We start from the raw sequence: 19,433 nt of genomic DNA on the forward strand, positions 1-19,433 counted from the left end.
AGCGATGTGTTAGCCTGGTTCTATCCAGTTGAGTGTGATCATCCGTAAATCCGAAACATGGCTGTCCCTTTGGCTCCTGCCGCATACTGATCCCTGAGTCACATGATTATCGTCTGAAAAAAACATCCCTCATTCCAACCTTCTATGACTCCGGACTACAGGCAAAACGCATCGTGCGACTAATCAAAAAAGGCAATACGGAGACATGGTTCTCTTCTTCGAACTCGGTGTAGGCGATATCCAGTCCTGGCTGATTTAATGCAGATAAACGTTCCGTAAGACTTGATGCCTTATCATTGTTACGGGCCGGGTGTGTCTTCTCCTGTTCTCCCATACCAATCCACACCTTGACGTTCACCGGATGCTGTTCCAGCCTTGCGACGAATTCCTGTTCCTCCGCCTGCATGACCTTCTGATTCCAGTGCAGCGAGGGACTTCCCGCAATGTAATATCGAAAAGCCTCTGGCTTCGTGAACAACGCATGGATCACGAACAACCCACCAAGCGAATGACCAAATATAGCCTGTCTATCTCGATCAATCCGAAACTGCTTCTCCATATCCGGCTTCAGTTCTTCTTCAATAAACCGCAAGAACTCATCCGCCCCTCCTTGTTCCGGAAGAGGTGTACCATCGGATTTTTGGGTATATTCCGTTGTGGCCTTTGGAGTAAAGTCATAGTATCGGTGAGGGGAAAAGGGGCCCGCGATCGGGTACCCAATGCCTACGACAATGGCCGGGACTGCTCCTGTCTTCTCCGGTCTGCGTCCCTGCACACGAACAGCTTCCACCATCGTGCCGAATACGGAATTGGCATCCAGCAGGTAGATTACCGGGTAACCGGACGGGGGCGGAGGTTCAGCAGGCTTGAATACCATGATCTGATAGGCATGGTGGCCTGAGCGTGATTTCATGGTCCATTGTTCGGCATGTGGAATCTGAACGGTACTGCGTGCGATATGCTCAAGGTTGCCTGGAGCGGTTGGGTTGGGCTGAAACGTCATTACGGATGGGTCCTCCTCGTTGTTCTGCTTATATAAGTTGAATACTGAACTACATTCTGTATATGAGATTGATTCTCATTACCAATTATAAAAGAGTCAATCCGGCTGTCCCATGGACGATATCCAGAAATCATTTTGATTATCTCCATATTTCCATATTTTTGTAATATAATGTTCACCTTCTATTCTTAAAAAAAGCTCCCTCACGGTGCACCGGAAACGCTGGACTAACATCCGGTTCCCGGCACTCCAAAGGGAGCTGCACTATTCCAATTATTGTGTTAACGCTTTGAGCGTATCATCGATGACATGACCGTATGCGATCAGTCCACCACCCAGCCACGGAGCTGGCTCGACAGCGTACACATGACCTGCTTTTACCGCCGGCATACTGTTCCATACGTTGGTTTCGGTCATTTCCTTCATGCTGCCTGGACCTTGTTCCACGGTGAAAATAAAGTCGGCATCAATCTCAGGTAAAACCTCGGTGGATACAATGGCGCTGTTTTCCGACTCGACCAATTTAGGCTTACCTAGTCCCAGTTGTTCATATACGACATAACCACTGAAATAGTTACCACCCATCATACTTATGCCACGTGGGGCGAAACGGATAATGGCTGCTTTTTTGCCTTCGGCTACTTTCGCCAATTCCGCTTTGGCTGACTCAACCTTGGCATGGTAGGTTTCAATGGCTTTTTCGGCTTCAGCCGTTTTGCCCAACAGATCACCAATGATCTGCAAAGACTTCTCTACATCACCCGAAGCATTCGTAAATACGTAGGTCGGTGCGATTTTGGAATAACTCTCGTATACCCCATTCTCAGCATATTGGGCCGTATGCAAGATAATAAAATCAGGATTATACGACATCAGTGCTTCTGGCGAAGGCAATCCACTGGAGAAATCAAGGGTAGGCACATCACTGAGCTGATCCTGGAGATAGACATGCCCTTTCGTACCACTCGCCCACTGGGCTACCGGCTTAACACCAAGGGTTAACAGGGAATCTTCCAGATATGGTGCAAATACCCGCTCTGTACTGGCTGGAACATTTACATCATGTCCCAAGTCATCTTTTACGGTGCGTTCACCCGTCGTTTCTTCCGCTTGCTCTTCTTGCACAACCGTCTCGGTTAAAGCCGGGGTTGAAGTTTCCGTTGCGGGCTGCTCCTCTTGGGCTGCTCCTGTATTCTCGGATGCTGCACCACAGGCAGACAACAGCCCTGTAACTAACATCAGCAAGATCAGGGCTGAGAGCCGGGCACTGCGGAATTGGCTACCAACGGAACGTTGTCCGATGTTTTTGATATGGTGAAACATGTGTGATATCCCCCTTGATAAACATTCTCATTTAGATACAAGGATTATATGTCACGTCGCCTGGGAATCACCATGGACGTTATCCAGATATATGTTTGGACAATATCCCGTGAAGATCAGTAGAGCTTCATCCAGCATACGCATCACGCCTACAGCCGAATAATCAAACCAAGGATCACCTGTGATCAGATGGACCTGGTACTGACGAATGGCCTTGAGCTGCCGCCATGTAACTGAATGCTGCAAGCTGAGCCAATACGCGCGTGAAGCAGCTTCGGGACACACCATAACGAGAATGCGATCAGGGTTCATTGCAGCGAGCTGCTCCAGCGTTAACGGATTATTGGCACTGAGATCCGAGTAAGTGTCCAGTTGCAGCGCTCCATACAACACTTCTTCAATACCCGGATTGCTATAAAGGTAGAGATTCTGACCGTAGATCCGTACAACGATTACTTTCTCCCGACCCACTTCCCGCTGTACCGATTCCCGCGCCTTCTCTGCTCGCTGGTTGTACATGTGTATCCATTGCTCCGCCTGTTCCTCCCGCTCCAGAAATAATCCAATCATGCGTAGCTGTGTTCGCCAATCCGAATGATGTTTAGGGACAAAACAACAAGGTGCAATCTCGGCCAGTTTGGCCTGATCCTGTTCACTAATCTGATCTGTGCCCACGATGGCATCAGGGCGAATATGAACCAACCGTTCCACATTGGCCTCAAACCGCCAACTCGTGTACGGGTCCGTTAATTTCAGATGGGACTGGATCTCTGAACGATGTGCATTATAATAATACGCGGTCCATTTGGGATCGATAGGTGCAGCTACGGGAATGACATTGAGCGCCAGAAGCTGTCCAATCACACTGGAGGAGCAGGTGGCAATCCGTTTTCTGGCGTTTTTCGCATAATCCGAAGGAGATACGCCGACTTCCTTTTTAAATTTACGGCTAAAGTAGTACTCATCACTATATCCCACTCTCAGGGCAATATCGCGAAGTTTGTTTGTGGATTCCTTCAAGTATCGCTTGGCGCGGTTAATGCGCAGATCCGTAAGATATTCCATTGCACTCTGTCCATACGTTTTCTTGAACAGATCCACGAAATATTTTGGACTGATCCCCGCTTCCGAAGCGAGATCTGCAATCGATAGAGGTTGGTCGTAATGTTTGTCCATGTATATTTTAACGTTGGCAAGATCCGTCTTGGGACTGCGGCCGGGAACAGGCTGGTGCGCAGCAATCTGCGAATCATTTTCCAGTAACATGAGGCCACTCCTTTCGATCTGCTTGATCGGTATGATATGTAGCTAAAGGTAGAGAGAACTATCGGGCAACTTGTGCAATATTTAAACGAAAATGATAATCATTATCAATAAAATACCATAACCATTTCCAGACCGTCAATCCAAATATGGTAAAATGTACACACCAAAATCCATACTTTCCCCTCTACTACTGTTCGCGAAGTTGCTTATAAACTACCTCCAAATATACCAAAAAAGCCAACGACGTGAGTATCACGCGTTAGCTTTAATGAAGTTCATACTCTGATGATGACGTTAAAAGCAGGACTAGTCCCGGCTCCGCAATTTGCCAAGCAGACGGATAATTTCAATGTACAACCATACCAGCGTCACCATCAATCCAAAGGCACCGTACCACTCCATGTACTTGGGCGCACCACGTTCAGCACCACCCTCGATGAAGTCGAAATCCAAGACCAGATTGAGCGCAGCAACAATAACGATAACGACCGAAATACCGATGCCGATCAAGCTATTATCATGCAGATAAGGAATCGAAATGCCGAAGAAACCCAGTACAAAGCTCAACAGATACATGATCATGATACCGCCAGTTGCAGCAACAACGCCCAACTTGAAGTTCTCCGTAGCTTTGATCACTCTGGTTTTGTATGCCATCAGCAGGGCGATGAATACAGCCATGGTCAACAGGGCCGCCTGCAAGGTAATTCCGTTATACAGGGACTCATAGGTTGCGGAGAGCGCTCCAAGGAACAGGCCTTCTGCCACGGCATAGACGGGTACTAGATACGGTGCCGCTACTGGTTTGAACGAAATCACAAGTGCCAGAATGAAACCAACGATCAATCCACCATAAGCGAGCGGCATCACTTGTTGTCCGTTAAAGAACATCATCCATGTTGCAAACGCACTGCCCAGCAGGATCACCAGCGTAATAAACGCTTTGTTCACCGTGCCGTTGATCGTCATGTAATTCTGATATCGATCTTCTCCGTATCCTTTGTTTTCAAACGTGCTGTCTTTAAGTGTAGGGTTACCGCTACGACCGATCAACACAATCACCTCTTCATATGTATTTGATATATCTGTAATGCTACGTTCTGTGATACTTAGCTGAAACTCTGGCATTTCTACATTTCCAATTCTACAGACTACTCCATGGTGTTCGTATTCAAAAAGATCGGGATGGTGCCAAGCGAAGTGGGATGCAATCCTGCGATCACATCCTTCTCCACAGGCATAGTACTTAGGACATATGTCCCGAAAATTCATGTTCATTGTGTTTTATATGCAATTTATTTGTACAAGACTTTATCTAAATTGTATTTCGCACGCATCGTGTTAATGATATAGGTCTCGTAAATTTCACGATCTACCGGATCTTCAACCAGGCATACTTCAATCTTCGTTACTTCCTCGCGGTGATTCTTGATTGGTGATACGGTATCTTCAAAATGCTTTTTGATACGGGGTCTTAATTTTCGTGCTTTCCCGACAAATAACAACTCTCCAGCGGCATTGTAAAACATGAAAATTCCGCCTAGTTCCCGGGTAATCAGGTGAAAATCAGTAAATCCATAAATGTGGCTAAGCTGTGGATCAGCCTGCTTCGTGATGGTTACATTCGGTGTTGGCACGGTAATATTAATCAATAGGCTCACTTCCTCATTATCTATAGGTCTACATCCTATCACATATTATAAACGGACACCATTTCATTCTATATGAAGTACAATTCACGCAATTTTCGCTATTACGACAAATATTTCAAAAAAAAGGTTAACTTCCCTGATTCAAAGTGGTACTATAGGGGTATGAGGAAGAAATTGGGCACTAAGACATATGTCTTTATATCTACCTTCGTCTATTGTACCCTATGATTGATCATCTTTTTCATACTGATTTTTGTTACGTGATCACGACAAGAGTACAGTTAGCAAGAACCTTAGCTTATAGATTGTGGATTCATCCTCTATTCGACCTTGCAGCAAGCAAACGTAGAAAGACCTAGATTCATGATTTCACTGTAGATTTTAAGTATCACCTAGAAAGCCTGCAATTATAGCCGTACAGAAGTTAAATAGACACACGTAGAAGGTCAGATAGCTATCGATCCTAGAGAGATAAGTCATGCAATGCAACTGTAGAAAGTCATAGCATCAGAACTATAGAAAATGGATCAAGTTTTACCACGGGTCCTGGCATATTGCCAGGGCTTTTTTGCGTTTACGCGAACCACCAACCACTCCCGCAGGGAAACAGAGGTATCGTGGTTCTTTCTGCTGGGTTTATAATATGGCAAGATACCAGTAGAGGGAGTGATGGGATGTATTCCGATCTGCAACTGACGGAGGACCGCCCTGTATATATACAAGTCAAAGATTATATGAAGCGATTGATGCTCAAAGGTGGCCTGCAGGCCAAACAAAAGCTGCCCTCGACCCGTGAACTCAGCACACTTATGAAAGTTAGCCGAAGTACGGTCCTGCTCGCTTATGCCGAGCTTGAAGATGAAGGTCTGATCTATGCAGTCAAAGGAAAGGGCAATTACGTCAGTGCCTCCATCGAAACTCCTGAGGCAACAGCAAGCTGGGAACTGGACTGGACAACGGAGGTAAGCGAGTATGCGATTCAGGCAGAGCAGTACGATCTGATGAAGCATGGCTCCGGAGCAGAGCGTGGCGAGATATCTTTTACCAGCATAGCACCTGATGAGAAGTTGTTCGATCTGCACAACGTGAAACGGGCTTTTCTAGATCGCATGTCACTTGAAGGCGAAGTACTGCTGAATTACGGATATGCGCAAGGATACAGACCGCTGATGAAGTATTTACTACGATATATGGAGAACAAAGGCGTCGATCTCCGTGGGAAGGATATTCTAATCACCAACGGATTCACGGAAGGTTTCGATCTGGTGCTTGGGGCTTTACGCAAAAAAAGCGGCAAAGCGCTCTGTGAGAATCCAACGCACCACACGGCGATTAAGAATCTAAAATTGCACCAGTTTCACCTGACCGGTGTAAATATGGAGCCGGATGGCCTGGACTTAAAGCAACTGGAACATGAGCTTGAGGCAAGTCCATATGATCTGGCTTATCTCGTGCCCTCCTATCACAATCCAACCGGAATTGTGACGTCCCCTGCGAAACGGGCGGAGATTATCCGGTTGATGAACCAGTACCAGGTACCGATCATTGAGGACGGGTTCAACGAAGAATTGCGCTATTCCGGTTCGCATGTCTCTCCCCTAATCGCCAGCATGGGCAAAGGGAACGGACTGGTGTATCTGGGCAGCTTCTCCAAAGTGCTATTTCCGGGCCTGCGAGTTGGTTGGGTTATTGCGGATGCGGCCCTGATTGACTATCTGGAGAGTATGAAACGGGCGCGCAGCATTCATACCTCGACGCTGGATCAATCGTTATTGTATCAATATCTGAGCAACGGTAATTTCGAGAAATACTTGAAACGAGCCCGCACGGAATATAAGCGAAAATATGAACTGGTTGTGCGATGCCTGAAGCAGCATCTGCCGATGTGCCGGATCTCCGGTGAGGGCGGTCTGCACCTGTTCGTGCAGTTCCCGTCCGAATACAGGACTCGTGAACTGCTCGCGGCTTGTAAGGTGAAAGGTGTAACGTTCACACCTGGAGATACCTTTTATCTGGAACCCGGTCAGGGCGTAAACACGATGCGTCTCGGTTTCTCCAGAGTCAGCGATGAGCATATACGTAAGGGTATTCGGATCATTGGCGAGACAGCAGCTCAAATGAGATAAGGAGGATTTCACATGAAGGTTGGCGTGATTATGGGCGGTACATCTTCAGAGCGGGATATTTCCCTGCTCACCGGACAGGAGATGATTGCGAATCTGAATAGAGACAAATACGAGGTTGTGCCCATTGAGCTGAATACCAAGCGGGATCTGATCGACAAATCGGCCGGGATCGATGTGGCACTGCTTGCCCTGCATGGCAAATACGGCGAAGATGGTACCGTTCAGGGTACACTGGAATCCCTGGGCATTCCCTACACAGGTTGTGGCGTGCTTGCAAGCAGTGTATGCATGGATAAAGACATGTCCAAACAGCTCATGCAACATGAGGGTGTGCTTACCGGAGAATGGCTGCGGGTGAACCATATGGAGGAACTGTCCTCAATTGCTGTTCAACAATTAACGTACCCTGTGGTGGTCAAACCCAATTCAGGCGGTTCCAGCATTGGTACCCAGGTCGTGAAGGAGGCTACCGCCCTGCCCGCTGCTGTGGAGGCTGCCCTCGCCTGGGATGATACGGTCATGATTGAACAGTATATCGAAGGTGAGGAGATTACCTGTGCCATTCTGGATGGTAAAATGCTGCCGGTGATCTCCATTCGTTCGAACGCTGAGTTTTTTGACTATGCTTCCAAATATGATGACCACGGAGCCGATGAGCAGGTTGTGCAATTGCCTACGGACCTTCACCAACGCGTCGAAGCAGCCGCATTGGCCTGCTATCAGGTACTCAAATGCAGCGTCTATGCGCGCGTGGATATGATGATTCGGGAAGGCATGCCTTATGTGCTTGAGGTGAACACACTGCCAGGACTTACCCGTAACAGTCTGCTGCCCAAAAGTGCAGCTGCTGCAGGTATTTCTTTTGCAGAGCTACTGGACACCATTATTGAACTTTCGTTGAAGGAAAGACCCAAGGAGGATACACAATTATGAGCCTGGATGTGACGATTAGACATAGCTCCACTACCGATCTGCAAGATATGGTCATTCTGATGGATCAACTCGGTTACCCAACCACATTCGCGGAGAAGGAGGAGCGCTATACCCATATCTCTGCGGACCCAAACTTCACTACACTGGTGGCTGAAGCACGCGGACGCGTCGTTGGACTGATTGGATTACAGACGTCTTATCTGTATGAAAAGAACGGAAGACACTGCCGTATCATGGCATTGGTTGTGCATGACCAGTTCAGGGGCTCAGGCATCGGCCGTCAGCTCATTCTGGAAGCCGAGCAATGGGCCGCCACGCATGAAGTGGACTCCCTCTCCCTGAACAGTGGCAATCGCCCGGAACGCGAAGCCGCACATGAATTCTATCGCCAAATGGGCTTTACAGCCGGGAGTACCGGGTTTAGCAAAAAGCCTCAGATTCTACAGCACAATTAACCTGCGGATAAGTTATCTTGAATATCACATCAAAAAGAACGCCCCACTCAGCACATTGGCCAGTTAAGGGCGTTCTTCAGTATATCTATGTCGGGTCTTTGTACTTTACTTGTTATTTCAAGAAATTAAGGACGCTCAATGTAAATCCAGCCTGTTTCTTGTTCTTTATCTACAGTAGCTCCAAGGGATTCAGCCATAAAGCGCAGCGGCACATACGTCTTGCCGTCCTTGCCTACATAAGCGGATTCCACCATCGTCACTTCTTTACCAGCAACGGTTGCCTTCTTGGAACCTACAGTCAGGACAATCTCATCACCAGTGATGTCGTCAATGACAACGATTCGGTTCGAGCCTTTGGTCCATTTCACTTCAGCATCCAATTCTTCAGACACGTAGCGAAGGGGAACAAATGTTGTATTCTTAACGGTGATCGCTCCAGCGTATTCATCATCCGGGAAGAGCACTACACTTTTACTCGTGATTCCAGCTTCATCTTTCAGCAATTGATATGCCAGAGAATTGGAATCGAAATTGCGCAGCATCTGTCCAGGCGTGATATCCTCCTTCATCAGATCCATAACGCCGCCCGATACATCTACTTCATCGACTGCAACTGTACCACCGATATTCCACTGTTCACTGTCCCCACTTACGGTTACGGAGTTCAGCGGCAGATCTTCGGAAGCAGGCAGCGCCACTTTCAGTTCAAATTTTTGCTTGCGAACATCCAGCTTGCTATCGAGATAGAAGTCCAATTTCAGTTTGGTTTCTGTGCCAAATACTGTTTTGAATTCAGGAGTCTCATTCAACAGGTTATTCAGCTCCTGATCATAGTTGACCAGCATGCTGTCCAACCCCACTTTGATGATCGCATACAATGACGCAACGGCTTCATCTTTCGATTCAGGAACGATGGAATTCAACGTTTCATCTCCCCCGCCTTCAACCTCATTCACAGCTTCCAATACAGGGTAGAACACATCATACAGATCGCCAATCAGATCTTTCAGTCCTTGCTCATCCTTCGAAATACTCGTCAGGAATGGTTTCACCATGGCAAGCATCTCTTCACCACTAACTTCCAAATGCAGCTTGGAGAGGCTAAGTGCTTCGCCATTCACGGATTCCTGTACGGGTGTCACGGAAATGTTCTTCGGATTGGACAGATGTTTCAGGACAAAAGAGAACAGTTTCGGGGAAAGTTCCTCGAGTTGCTTCTCCAGAGCTTTCGTATCTACCATCGGAAGCGCTTGTGCATCTTGGAGCGTATCCAGAGATATGTACAGCGGTTTCTGGGCTCCGTCCAGATCAATGACCAATTGGGACTCATTCATGGACAGGTGGAAAGGTAGCTTCGTTCCCTCCATGCTGAATGTACCTTTGATCGATGCTGTCTTGGCATCTTTCATTTTGGCTTGATCAATATCCAGGGATATGGAGTTAATAAGTTCAATCATTTCAAGGTCTTTCTCTGTCGCAAATTCCGTAGCCGGTTCTATGTTTATATTCATGGATTGTCTGGATTCACCGGACTTGATACTCGCGCCATTTGCCATGGCTTTGCCAACATCTACTCCACCCACAGCCTGACATCCTGTAAGAACAACCATTAATAATACAAGTGGCACTGCCATCCATTGGACTAACTTTCGATTCGTAATATGATCTCCTCCTTAGAAAAATATGGTTCATTCCCATTATGAAGGTACAGGTAATTCTTGTAAACGGATACGCAAAAAATAAACCAAAAGGCCGGAACATGTCCGACCTCTGGTCTATCTATATTTCAGCATATCGTAAGTTTCGATAAAACATCCTGCTTCATTATGCAATGCTGGCAGTTATTCTTGTTCCTTACCTTCTGCCTGATCTTCATCCGTTTCTTCATCTTCCGCAGTTACGGGAGTCTCGAATTGATCCGGTTCGTCCTCTTGAATCGCTTTGTTCTCTTCGTTCTGATCCTGTGTCATATCGCATTCCCTCTCTTCTACCGGATTGTCATGTCATTAAGGCCTGAGCCTTGTGTCTATCAATAACCCGAATAGGCGCAGTTCAAACCTGCCTCAGCGTCGGCCAACCATTTTCCATCATCATTTCAGTGCTCATTTAAAAAACATAAAAGACGATCCCGTTTCCACTTTCAGCCGTTGCCTGAAATAAAGCCTGGATATCATCCACGGTCTGAACGATCTCCTGAAATGTCTCTTCTGCATCCCAATCTTCCATGACTGGATATACACCCTCAGCGATCATCTGGTCCAGACTATACCGCTGCTTTAATTCTTCCGGCGTGATCTGCTCCAGTGCCATGTAGGCCTCCAGCACCTGCTCGTTACTAAGCAAAAATAGATCCATGTCCGAATAGTTTCCCACGTATTGCTCACCTGCGAGAGGCACAACATATCCCAGAGGAGGCTCCCCCTGTACCAGATTACCATTCAGCGTAAATTGAAGCATCTGCCACGTTTTATCAATATCCAGATCCACTGCACAATCATGCACACTAACCTCGCCTGACTTGATAGATTCCATGAGCTCCTTCGTGACCACAAGATATCTGCCGGACATCCCCATAACGTACCCCTCCTGTGTAATTCGTTCTGTTGTTCCCCATTAACCGTGCATATTGGATCAGAATCGGGGTAATCCCTATCAAGGAGGGCGTATACATGAAAAAATTTGATTACAGCCTCAATTATGAAGAGCTAGATCTGCGCAAACATCCTGAGCTGTACACCGTAGGCCGGGGAGAACAGGGTGTTCTGATGGTAGAGCCGTACAAAGGCGAGATTCTGCCACACTGGCAGTTCAAGACACCCGAGATTGCGACAGAGTCATCGGAGAAGATCTATGAGCTATTTTTGGAATATAAGAAAAAGGGAGATTTCGTGGGGATGGATATGGCTCGCAAATTTCTCCAGATGGGTTATACACGGGCCAGACGGTATACGAATCACAAAGGAGGACGCAAATATTCGAAGGAGGATGGCTCGATCTTGCCCTATCAGAATGATAAGGTGAAGGCAGAAGCTGCGGCCATATTCAAAGCGCAATGGGAGATCGCCAAGACCGATCCGGACTATGTACAGATGAAGAAGGAGCATCGGGAAAAGTACGAGTCTGATGAGGCGTAGAAAAACGGAGGAACCGTAATATAGACTCACCGATTGGATCTGTCATCTACTCGTTGACTTATGGAAACATTTGTATCAGAATCTAACTTGTTACTTTGTAATATCTATTCATGAGATTGAAGAAAAGAGGCAATCGGAATATGACAGATCCCATCATTCATTTAAGCACCGGCCAAAATACCACTATTCATGAATCGGGCCAGATTCACGTAACGATTCAAAGTACTTCAGCACCTTCTGCTCTGGATGCAAGCTGTTTTATGGTTAACGAAAGGGGACAAGTTCCCTCCGACGATTATTTTGTGTTTTATAATCAGAATGTTGATCCCCACCACAGCGTTGTTCTCCAACATGCCGAGGACCTCAAGTCATCCTTCGTGCTGGATACCAGAAAATTACGACAGGCTCCTGTAGAAAAATGTGTTTTCACCGCTACGATTGACTCAGGAGGTACTTTTGCAGATGTTCAGAAATGCCAAGCAATTGTAAGAGCAGGTTCACAACAAATTACATATGAGATTACGCAAGCTACTTCGGAAACAGCACTTATTTTTATTGAAATTTATAAGCATGGTGACGGATTCAAGGTTCGCGCCATCGGACGAGGTTTCTTTGGAGGTTTGCAGCCCCTTGCTGAGTCGTTTGGAGTCGAAATTGAGAGTCAGAGCGAAGCCAAGTCTGAAATTGCCGCGTCTACAGAGTCCAAAGTACCAACAGCCGAGCCGATGAAACGCCCTAGTCCTGCAAAAAAGAAAAAACCTAAACCACTGAAATTGACCAAAATAGATCTGCTTAAACGTAAAGTCACCTTATCTCTAGAAAAGAAAAAAGTTGATCCTTTACAGGCACGTGTAGCCGTTGTTTTCGATGCATCAGGCTCAATGTTCAATTTATACCGCAAAGGCATAGTGCAAGAAGCCTTTGAACGTATATTGGCCATTGCCGCAGCGTTTGACGACAATGGCGAGTTGGATGTCTGGTTCTTTGCGGATGATTTTATGCGTGCGCCAAGTGTAACAGCCGAGGATTACAAAGATTACATTGTTCGCACGTATGTTCTTGGACGTAAGGGCTTTGGAAACAATGAACCCAAGGTAATGGAAGATGTTATTCGTAAGTATACGGAAGAGGAACCGAATGCAAATATCCCAACCTACATTATCTTTTTTAGCGATGGAGGCGTAGATAAAGAACGTAAAATTACACAGCTTATTACCGAAAGCTCTCACAAAAACCTGTTCTGGCAGTTTGTTGGCCTGGGACGGTCCTATTATGGAGTGTTAGAGAAGTTGGATGACATGCCTGGACGCTTCATAGATAACGCCAACTTTTTTGCCTTGGACGATTTCTCCAAGATTAGTGATGAAGAGCTATATGATCGCCTTCTGAATGAATTTCCAGGCTGGATTAAAGAAGCACGAGCCAAAGGTATTCTGACCTAAAACTTCCGATTGCATAATCCACGATATCCAATTGAACGAATTCTCGTTTCATTAAAAGACGTTGCCAGTGAATACCTCGCTGACAGCGTTTTTCTTTTTAATTTACCACTTTTTCTGGTTTAACACCCTCGGAACGTGGACGGAGCATACTTCCTACGATTCGCAACATGGACTTGCGTGGTATGAGGCGGGTGAACTGTGCTGTCCAATAATTCCTGGCCCCTGGCACAGCATAAGATTTGCCTGACTCCAGTGCCCTCATGGCTACGGCCACGACATGCTCAGGTGTATCACGTTTGCCCACCGAGGCTTCATCAGCACCCACTACATCAAAGAACGAAGTCTCGGTTGAGCCTGGGCATAGTGCCAAAAACTGAACGCCACGCTTCCTGTTTTCTTCATATAACGCCTCTGTAAAAGAAAGTACAAATGCCTTCGTTGCTCCATACACAGCCATATACGGATCAGGTTGAAAGGCAGCCGTCGACGATACATTAATGACAGCACCATTTTTCTTCTGCAACATGCCTGGCAAGAAAAGATGTGTCATGTTCGTCAAGGCGAGCACGTTCAACATGATCTCCTCCTGCTGCCGGGAGCCATCCAATTGTTCAAAACATCCATGGGTAGCAAATCCCGCATTGTTAATTAAAATATCGATGTGTATTCCCCGATTCTGACATTCCTCATATACGTTCTGAGGTGCCTCTACCTCGGAGAGATCCGATACGATTACCTCAGCCCTTACTTGATATGTACGTTCTATACGTTCTGCCAATTGATTCAGTTTGGACTCTGTTCTAGCCACCAGCACGATATTTTTACCCTTGGAAGCCATTTCGAGTGCAAAAATTTCCCCAATACCTGAAGAAGCACCTGTAATAAGTACCCATTGATGCTGTTCCTTTATCATCTCTCATCCATCCTCTGTATATGATTTGAACACTTGTTTTCATAAGGAAACATTGTTTCTTTATAGAATCATCGTAACCAAAACCCATGACGCTGTCAAATGCATTTGTTAAAGTTGGATCTAGAACGTTTTGCTCACTTACTAAACTCGGATTAAATTGACGTTATCCGGCGTAAAACAGTAGAATGACCATAAGAAAAAAATATATCGACGTAGTTTCTGTTCAACAACAATACGGTTACGAGGATGAAATCAATGAAGGATCTTAATTCGGGTTCCACGGAATCTGCACATACAGTAACAACCTTTCAGGAAGCCAGACTCCAGCACTCGGATAATTTGCGGCAAAATATTGTGCATGCTGCTGCTGCTTTACTGCAAGAGCATGGACCAGAAGCCGTCACGGTACGCCGGGTAGCTGAACGCATGGAGTGCTCCACCAAAATCATATATAATCTCTTCGGTAAAAAAGAAGGGTTAGCCAAACATTTATATTTAGAGGGATGCTCCCTTATGGCCCAGTATTTTGAAGCTATCCCCCGGCAGGAATCATTCGAACAGTATTTCCGTGATCTGGCCCACGTTTATTGGGACTTTGGCATTTCTCAATCCAGCTTCTATCAGCTGATGTTTGGAGGATCTTTTTCCGAGTTCAAACCGGATGGAGAGACTTTGCAGGGAACTGCGACTGCACTGAAGCAAGTATCTGCCTTGGTGAAGATCGCCATTGAACAGGGAATGCTTCAGGTGCAAGATCCCCTGCTTGCGGTTCGGATGATCTGGGCTCCCTTACACGGTGTTATTCATCTGTATTTGGGAGGCCATATTGAGAGCGAAGAAGCTGCCAAAACCCTCTATGATCATACGTTGTCCATGGTTATACACTCCCTTGTGAGTACATCTGCGAATGGGTAAGCATTAAATCTGTGTTGTTTTAGATACTTTTAGAAGATAAACAAAAAGGAGCATGCCCCATTGGCGTAATACGCCTAGGGCATGCTCCTTTATTTGGTTGACTCTATCTAGTTCCGTAACGGTTTCAGTCGATTAACGTGCCTCTTCGTTCTCAGCTTCCCAACGTGCAATTTCTTTACGCACGATTGGTGCGACTTCTTTACCAAGCAGTTCGATCGCTCTCATAACCTCATTGTGCGGCATTGTGCCGAGTGGGGTGTGTAACATGAAGCGTGTAATCCCAACTTCTTTGCGCAGATAAATAATTTTCTGAGCTACCGTCTCCACATCACCTACATACAATGCACCTTCCAGGCTCCGCGCCGCATCAAATGTCGCACGGCTGTAGTGTCCCCATCCACGTTCACGGCCTAGTATGTTCATAACCGCTTGCGCTGGCGGGAAGAATTTCTCCACAGCTTCGTCTGTTGTATCGGCAATGAAGCCGTGAGAGTGAGAAGCAACGGTCAGCTTAGAAGCATCATGTCCCGCATGTGCAGCTGCTTTCTTGTACAGTTCCACCAGTGGTGCGAATTGTACCGGACGGCCACCGATAATGGCAAGCACCAGTGGCAAACCGAGTAGCCCTGCACGAACGACGGATTCCTGATTACCGCCACTGCCAACCCATACCGGAAGTTTCTCCTGTACCGGGCGCGGGTAGATGCCCAGATTGTTAAAGGAAGGGCGATGTTTGCCTTCCCAGGTTACTTTTTCCGAATCACGCAGCTTGAGCAGCAAATCCAGTTTCTCGTCGAATAACTCGTCATAGTCGTTCAGATCGTAGCCAAACAATGGGAACGATTCAATAAATGATCCCCGCCCTGCCATAATCTCTGCACGCCCGTTCGAAATGCCGTCCAGTGTCGCAAAATCCTGATATACCCGTACCGGATCATGCGATGACAGCACCGTTACCGCACTCGTCAGGCGAATATTCTTGGTCTGCGAAGCTGCGGCCGCCAGAATGACTGCTGGTGATGAAGCCGCATAGTCAGCACGATGATGTTCTCCCACGCCATATACATCCAGACCCACCTGATCTGCCAAAACAATCTCTTCAACGACATCGCGAATGCGCTGTGCATGACTGATAAGTTCTCCTGTTTTTACATCCGGGTTCGTCTCCACAAATGTACTAATTCCGATTTCCATTGTCTGTTCCTCCCTGGTATGAAGCGATCCGTTGTTCATCTAACCTATTGTAAGTAGATCACCTTTTGTTATGTATCTTAATATTGAACTATTTTGATGAAAAACACAAGTACCCTCTGTTTCCAGAGGGCACTTTTATGATTATTTTCTATAAATTATGGCTTGATCAAATTCCATAAATCTCTGAAATTTTCATCGAGGACCTCTCATGCCAACATATCGTTCTCTTGCCACAACTTCTGGACGTGAAGTGTGAAAAAAGCAGTATTCCCTTCTGGGATCTTCCTGATGCAATTCACCATAACGTTTTAGTGCCTTCGTAGAATCATCAAATGAATCAATCACTGCCATCTCTTCAATATAACGCTGGCCTTCTCTAGAATGCGCCTTGGTTGCTTCAAAAACGACCCATTCATTAGGGAATCGCTCCTGAACTTCCTTCCATTGCATAGTGACACCTCCAGACCATTAGATAGAAATATTATATCATGTACAAACAGCATTCCATGGGCTGAAATTTTCTAAATTATATACATTTTCTAGAGCATTGCCTGTAAATCTATTATTTCTTCCTCCCGATGTACAGCAGATGCGACGAGATCCCCAATATGGAAGGGTCCTTAGCAGCATCTATCATATATCGAATGAGTTCTTCGTACTCGCCACGCTCTTTCCAATATTGCTGCTGCTCTTCGGTAAGCATGGCTCTAAGGCTGGATGAACCAATCAAATCGACGGTTTCGAAGTTCTGCTGTTCCATGAAGGGCGTAACGTCCTGAATATTAAAATAATAAGCTCCCGTAAATCGTCCCTGATCCTGATGATCGAATATACCCTTTTCCACAAAAGATCGGATGGCTACCATGTTATCATTCGGCTTCCAGTTCTGCGGGGATTGCAGCGAATTGATACTCATGCGCATTCGGCTTTGCATCGCTACAAACACTACGCCTCCTGGCTTGGTTACACGATACAACTCTCTTACAGCAGCCACACGCTCCTCGACAGTCTGCAGATGATATAACGGGCCCAGCATGAGGGATGCATCATATGTCTCGTCAGCAATACCGGAGAGCGAAGTGGCATCGAGAACATGAAATCCATCGAATTGTTGTGTCAAACCAAACTCCTGAGCCTTTTCCCGTGCAGTATCCACGGAGGACGGTGTCAGATCAGATAAAGTGAGTTGGTACCCCAGCTTCGCCAGTTCCATGGCATACTTTCCCGGTCCTGCGCCATTATCCAGAATACAACCAGTAGCGGGGAGATGCTCCCTGATGTAATGCATGTTAATGATGAACTCAATCGGTTCCCGCTCCAGTCTCCCCCACTCATCAAACCCGGAATAATATTCAATAATGTGATCTCTCTTCATTGCTCTGACACCTGCCTTTTCTTATATGAAGACTACTCATCCATGTTCAAAAAAATTAAATTCCAACCAGTATATATCTACTAAATATTTCCTGTCAAACAAAAAACGTTCAATTCCCATTGGATGCGGAACTGAACGTTTCTCGAAATTATATCTTTTTCACAAACTCAGACTTCAACTTCATCGCACCCAAGCTGTCGATCTTGCAATCAATATCATGATCCCCATCAATCAGGCGGATATTCTTCACCTTGGTGCCCTGTTTGACCACAAGGGAGCTACCTTTTACCTTCAGATCTTTAATGACCGTAACGGTATCGCCATCACTTAGCACATTTCCGTTGGCATCACGGATTACTTTTGTATCCTCTGCGTTCTCATTGTCTGCTTCCAAAGACCATTCATGCGCACACTCTGGGCAGACCAGCAGGTTACCATCCTCGTACGTGTACTCAGAATTACATTTCGGGCAGTTAGGCAAATTAGACATATGTATTAAACTCTCCATTCTACGATTGGCTTTCCCGCAAGTATACGGGATTTCGGCGGTATGTTCCATACGCTTGGTCACTGCATGAATGGATTTAAACCATTCTGGCTGCCTATTGCCTCGTCATTCTCCCGTTTCCGACTACGCGAGATACCTGTGCGCAGCAAGCCGCTGACACGATCTACTACAATCTGGTTCCATTCACCTTTGTCAAAGACATCATGAAAGAAACACCCATTGTATGGTCTCAGCCTTCCAGCTATCTCAGCATGATTCAGGGCAGAGCCTTTCTGCAAGTTCTATTTAACGTCCTGCTTCTCATGCCGCTGGGTGTATATATTCGTTATTTTTTTCAAAAGAGATCGTTTTGGAAATACGCCCTGCTTGGCGGATTCGGGCTTTCTTTATTCTTCGAGATCACACAAATCACCGGATTCTACGGGTATTATAATTGTCCTTACCGCCTTTTCGATGTAGATGATCTGTTGTTGAATACGTCAGGAACCGTACTTGGATTTGTCACAGCTCCCATCCTGCTTGCTTTATTCCCATCACGTGCAAGCATTCAGGAAAAGAGCGAACAGATTGTGGAGCAAAACCGTGTGTATACTATGCCTCAATTGCTCGCACTGATGATCGATGGAGTCATTGTTGTTTTCATTTCGAATATAATCTCCATCTTTACAGCTTCTGATGTGATCAGTGATGCCCTGAATACATCCATTGCTATGGTCATTGTGCTGTTCTTCATCCCTTGGGTACGAAATGGGGTAACTCCAGGTTCGGCCATCTTGCGCTTCCGCTATGTGGATCGTCAGACCGGCACACCTACCAGTGAATCGTTATTCAAAAGATTTGTCGCACTCTATGTTCCATGGCTTCTATTTACGATCGCTCGCTTGGTCAACGATTATGCTTTTTCCGGTCATCCGGATGTCATGCTTGAGCCCTATCGCGCATGGATCTCTGTGGGAATGTTTGGTCTATCTGTGCTGATCTCCTTCATCTTGTTCATCCATATCGTAATTGTCCTGTTCTCCCGTGGAAAACGTTCCTTCTACTTCGATGAGGTGTCCCGCATTCGGGCCTCTCGTAAATAGTTAACATGTCTGCTGTGCATCCGTAACCGGAATTAGAAAAATGCGACTTCCACTTATAAAGAGTGGAAGTCGCATTTGTTTATAATTATAGCCTTATAGCTAGTTATGCATT

Annotated in this window: 20 protein-coding genes; 7 read left to right on the plus strand and 13 right to left on the minus strand. The window is 46.2% G+C overall.

Going from position 1 to position 19,433, the window contains the following annotated elements:
* Window positions 1-142 precede the first annotated feature (142 nt).
* The 5 genes from OM416_RS16170 to OM416_RS16190 all read right to left on the minus strand — a co-directional run bounded on the left by OM416_RS16170 (window position 143) and on the right by OM416_RS16190 (window position 5,244).
* Window positions 143-1,003 (minus strand): alpha/beta hydrolase, encoded by an 861-nt coding sequence (locus OM416_RS16170; RefSeq protein WP_264931048.1) that lies wholly within the window; start codon window positions 1,001-1,003, stop codon window positions 143-145.
* A gap of 273 nt (window positions 1,004-1,276) precedes the next feature.
* The gene (locus OM416_RS16175; RefSeq protein ID WP_264931052.1) at window positions 1,277-2,326 is read right to left on the minus strand and encodes an ABC transporter substrate-binding protein; all 1,050 of its coding nucleotides are present in this window, start codon (window positions 2,324-2,326) and stop codon (window positions 1,277-1,279) included.
* 51 nt (window positions 2,327-2,377) lie between these two features.
* A complete protein-coding gene (locus tag OM416_RS16180) occupies window positions 2,378-3,592 on the minus strand; it encodes an AraC family transcriptional regulator (protein WP_264931054.1) in 1,215 nt (404 codons plus the stop codon).
* A 306-nt stretch (window positions 3,593-3,898) separates the two neighbouring features.
* Window positions 3,899-4,645 carry a Bax inhibitor-1/YccA family protein gene (locus OM416_RS16185; RefSeq protein WP_264931506.1) on the minus strand — a complete coding sequence of 249 codons (747 nt, stop codon included), beginning with the start codon at window positions 4,643-4,645 and terminating at the stop codon, window positions 3,899-3,901.
* Window positions 4,646-4,887: 242 nt separating this feature from the next.
* Window positions 4,888-5,244, minus strand: a complete 357-nt coding sequence (locus OM416_RS16190) for a nucleotide excision repair endonuclease (protein ID WP_264931056.1) — start codon at window positions 5,242-5,244, stop codon at window positions 4,888-4,890.
* 674 nt (window positions 5,245-5,918) lie between these two features.
* Here OM416_RS16190 and OM416_RS16195 point away from each other — a divergent pair.
* From OM416_RS16195 to OM416_RS16205, 3 genes are read left to right on the plus strand one after another with little or no spacing between them, the layout of a single operon-like run.
* Entirely contained in the window at window positions 5,919-7,370 is a 1,452-nt protein-coding gene (locus tag OM416_RS16195; protein ID WP_264931059.1) for a PLP-dependent aminotransferase family protein, read from the plus strand.
* 12 nt (window positions 7,371-7,382) lie between these two features.
* The gene (locus OM416_RS16200) at window positions 7,383-8,303 is read left to right on the plus strand and encodes a D-alanine--D-alanine ligase (RefSeq protein ID WP_264931062.1); all 921 of its coding nucleotides are present in this window, start codon (window positions 7,383-7,385) and stop codon (window positions 8,301-8,303) included.
* A complete protein-coding gene (locus tag OM416_RS16205; protein ID WP_264931064.1) occupies window positions 8,300-8,758 on the plus strand; it encodes a GNAT family N-acetyltransferase in 459 nt (152 codons plus the stop codon). Before OM416_RS16200 ends, OM416_RS16205 begins: the two co-directional genes overlap by 4 nt.
* A 125-nt stretch (window positions 8,759-8,883) precedes the next feature.
* Here the strand turns inward: OM416_RS16205 and OM416_RS16210 are convergent, their stop codons facing one another.
* The 3 genes from OM416_RS16210 to OM416_RS16220 form a co-directional block, all read right to left on the minus strand.
* A complete protein-coding gene (locus OM416_RS16210; protein WP_264931067.1) occupies window positions 8,884-10,341 on the minus strand; it encodes a copper amine oxidase N-terminal domain-containing protein in 1,458 nt (485 codons plus the stop codon).
* A 258-nt stretch (window positions 10,342-10,599) separates the two neighbouring features.
* Window positions 10,600-10,728 (minus strand): hypothetical protein, encoded by a 129-nt coding sequence (locus tag OM416_RS16215; RefSeq protein WP_264931069.1) that lies wholly within the window; start codon window positions 10,726-10,728, stop codon window positions 10,600-10,602.
* Window positions 10,729-10,864: 136 nt separating this feature from the next.
* On the minus strand, window positions 10,865-11,332 hold the full coding sequence (locus tag OM416_RS16220) for a YfbM family protein (RefSeq protein WP_264931071.1): 468 nt from the start codon (window positions 11,330-11,332) through the stop codon (window positions 10,865-10,867).
* 95 nt (window positions 11,333-11,427) lie between these two features.
* Here OM416_RS16220 and OM416_RS16225 point away from each other — a divergent pair, with 95 nt between their 5' ends.
* Window positions 11,428-11,892, plus strand: coding sequence for a DUF4385 domain-containing protein (locus tag OM416_RS16225; RefSeq protein WP_264931073.1), 465 nt, complete (start codon window positions 11,428-11,430; stop codon window positions 11,890-11,892).
* A 140-nt stretch (window positions 11,893-12,032) separates the two neighbouring features.
* On the plus strand, window positions 12,033-13,334 hold the full coding sequence (locus OM416_RS16230) for a VWA domain-containing protein (RefSeq protein ID WP_264931078.1): 1,302 nt from the start codon (window positions 12,033-12,035) through the stop codon (window positions 13,332-13,334).
* 97 nt (window positions 13,335-13,431) lie between these two features.
* Here the strand turns inward: OM416_RS16230 and OM416_RS16235 are convergent, their stop codons facing one another.
* Window positions 13,432-14,247 carry an SDR family NAD(P)-dependent oxidoreductase gene (locus OM416_RS16235; protein WP_264931084.1) on the minus strand — a complete coding sequence of 272 codons (816 nt, stop codon included), beginning with the start codon at window positions 14,245-14,247 and terminating at the stop codon, window positions 13,432-13,434.
* A 255-nt stretch (window positions 14,248-14,502) separates the two neighbouring features.
* Between OM416_RS16235 and OM416_RS16240 the strand changes: the two genes are divergently transcribed.
* A complete protein-coding gene (locus OM416_RS16240; RefSeq protein WP_264931088.1) occupies window positions 14,503-15,162 on the plus strand; it encodes a TetR/AcrR family transcriptional regulator in 660 nt (219 codons plus the stop codon).
* 132 nt (window positions 15,163-15,294) lie between these two features.
* Here the strand turns inward: OM416_RS16240 and OM416_RS16245 are convergent, their stop codons facing one another.
* From OM416_RS16245 to OM416_RS16260, 4 genes are all read right to left on the minus strand, one after another.
* A complete protein-coding gene (locus OM416_RS16245) occupies window positions 15,295-16,356 on the minus strand; it encodes an LLM class flavin-dependent oxidoreductase (protein ID WP_264931090.1) in 1,062 nt (353 codons plus the stop codon).
* 192 nt (window positions 16,357-16,548) lie between these two features.
* On the minus strand, window positions 16,549-16,806 hold the full coding sequence (locus tag OM416_RS16250; protein ID WP_047840923.1) for a hypothetical protein: 258 nt from the start codon (window positions 16,804-16,806) through the stop codon (window positions 16,549-16,551).
* Window positions 16,807-16,918: 112 nt separating this feature from the next.
* Window positions 16,919-17,731: a class I SAM-dependent methyltransferase gene (locus tag OM416_RS16255; RefSeq protein WP_264931101.1), complete on the minus strand. Its 813-nt coding sequence runs from the start codon at window positions 17,729-17,731 to the stop codon at window positions 16,919-16,921.
* Between the two features lie 148 nt (window positions 17,732-17,879).
* Window positions 17,880-18,221 (minus strand): zinc ribbon domain-containing protein YjdM, encoded by a 342-nt coding sequence (locus OM416_RS16260; protein WP_076213779.1) that lies wholly within the window; start codon window positions 18,219-18,221, stop codon window positions 17,880-17,882.
* Between the two features lie 125 nt (window positions 18,222-18,346).
* Here OM416_RS16260 and OM416_RS16265 point away from each other — a divergent pair, with 125 nt between their 5' ends.
* The gene (locus tag OM416_RS16265) at window positions 18,347-19,321 is read left to right on the plus strand and encodes a VanZ family protein (protein WP_413775801.1); all 975 of its coding nucleotides are present in this window, start codon (window positions 18,347-18,349) and stop codon (window positions 19,319-19,321) included.
* Window positions 19,322-19,433: the final 112 nt, after the last annotated feature.

Origin of the sequence: Paenibacillus sp. LS1, assembly GCF_026013365.1 — a bacterium.
Taxonomy (GTDB): Bacteria; Bacillota; Bacilli; order Paenibacillales; family Paenibacillaceae; genus Paenibacillus.

What these genes read in the sequence shown, in the direction of transcription:
- OM416_RS16170 (WP_264931048.1), bottom strand. Translation starts at nt 1,003, where the DNA reads ATGACGTTTCAGCCCAACCCAACCGCTCCAGGCAACCTTGAGCATATC.
- OM416_RS16175 (WP_264931052.1), bottom strand. Translation starts at nt 2,326, where the DNA reads ATGTTTCACCATATCAAAAACATCGGACAACGTTCCGTTGGTAGCCAA.
- OM416_RS16180 (WP_264931054.1), bottom strand. Translation starts at nt 3,592, where the DNA reads ATGTTACTGGAAAATGATTCGCAGATTGCTGCGCACCAGCCTGTTCCC.
- OM416_RS16195 (WP_264931059.1), top strand. Translation starts at nt 5,919, where the DNA reads ATGTATTCCGATCTGCAACTGACGGAGGACCGCCCTGTATATATACAA.
- OM416_RS16200 (WP_264931062.1), top strand. Translation starts at nt 7,383, where the DNA reads ATGAAGGTTGGCGTGATTATGGGCGGTACATCTTCAGAGCGGGATATT.
- OM416_RS16205 (WP_264931064.1), top strand. Translation starts at nt 8,300, where the DNA reads ATGAGCCTGGATGTGACGATTAGACATAGCTCCACTACCGATCTGCAA.
- OM416_RS16215 (WP_264931069.1), bottom strand. Translation starts at nt 10,728, where the DNA reads ATGACACAGGATCAGAACGAAGAGAACAAAGCGATTCAAGAGGACGAA.
- OM416_RS16220 (WP_264931071.1), bottom strand. Translation starts at nt 11,332, where the DNA reads ATGGGGATGTCCGGCAGATATCTTGTGGTCACGAAGGAGCTCATGGAA.
- OM416_RS16225 (WP_264931073.1), top strand. Translation starts at nt 11,428, where the DNA reads ATGAAAAAATTTGATTACAGCCTCAATTATGAAGAGCTAGATCTGCGC.
- OM416_RS16230 (WP_264931078.1), top strand. Translation starts at nt 12,033, where the DNA reads ATGACAGATCCCATCATTCATTTAAGCACCGGCCAAAATACCACTATT.
- OM416_RS16235 (WP_264931084.1), bottom strand. Translation starts at nt 14,247, where the DNA reads ATGATAAAGGAACAGCATCAATGGGTACTTATTACAGGTGCTTCTTCA.
- OM416_RS16240 (WP_264931088.1), top strand. Translation starts at nt 14,503, where the DNA reads ATGAAGGATCTTAATTCGGGTTCCACGGAATCTGCACATACAGTAACA.
- OM416_RS16245 (WP_264931090.1), bottom strand. Translation starts at nt 16,356, where the DNA reads ATGGAAATCGGAATTAGTACATTTGTGGAGACGAACCCGGATGTAAAA.
- OM416_RS16250 (WP_047840923.1), bottom strand. Translation starts at nt 16,806, where the DNA reads ATGCAATGGAAGGAAGTTCAGGAGCGATTCCCTAATGAATGGGTCGTT.
- OM416_RS16255 (WP_264931101.1), bottom strand. Translation starts at nt 17,731, where the DNA reads ATGAAGAGAGATCACATTATTGAATATTATTCCGGGTTTGATGAGTGG.
- OM416_RS16260 (WP_076213779.1), bottom strand. Translation starts at nt 18,221, where the DNA reads ATGTCTAATTTGCCTAACTGCCCGAAATGTAATTCTGAGTACACGTAC.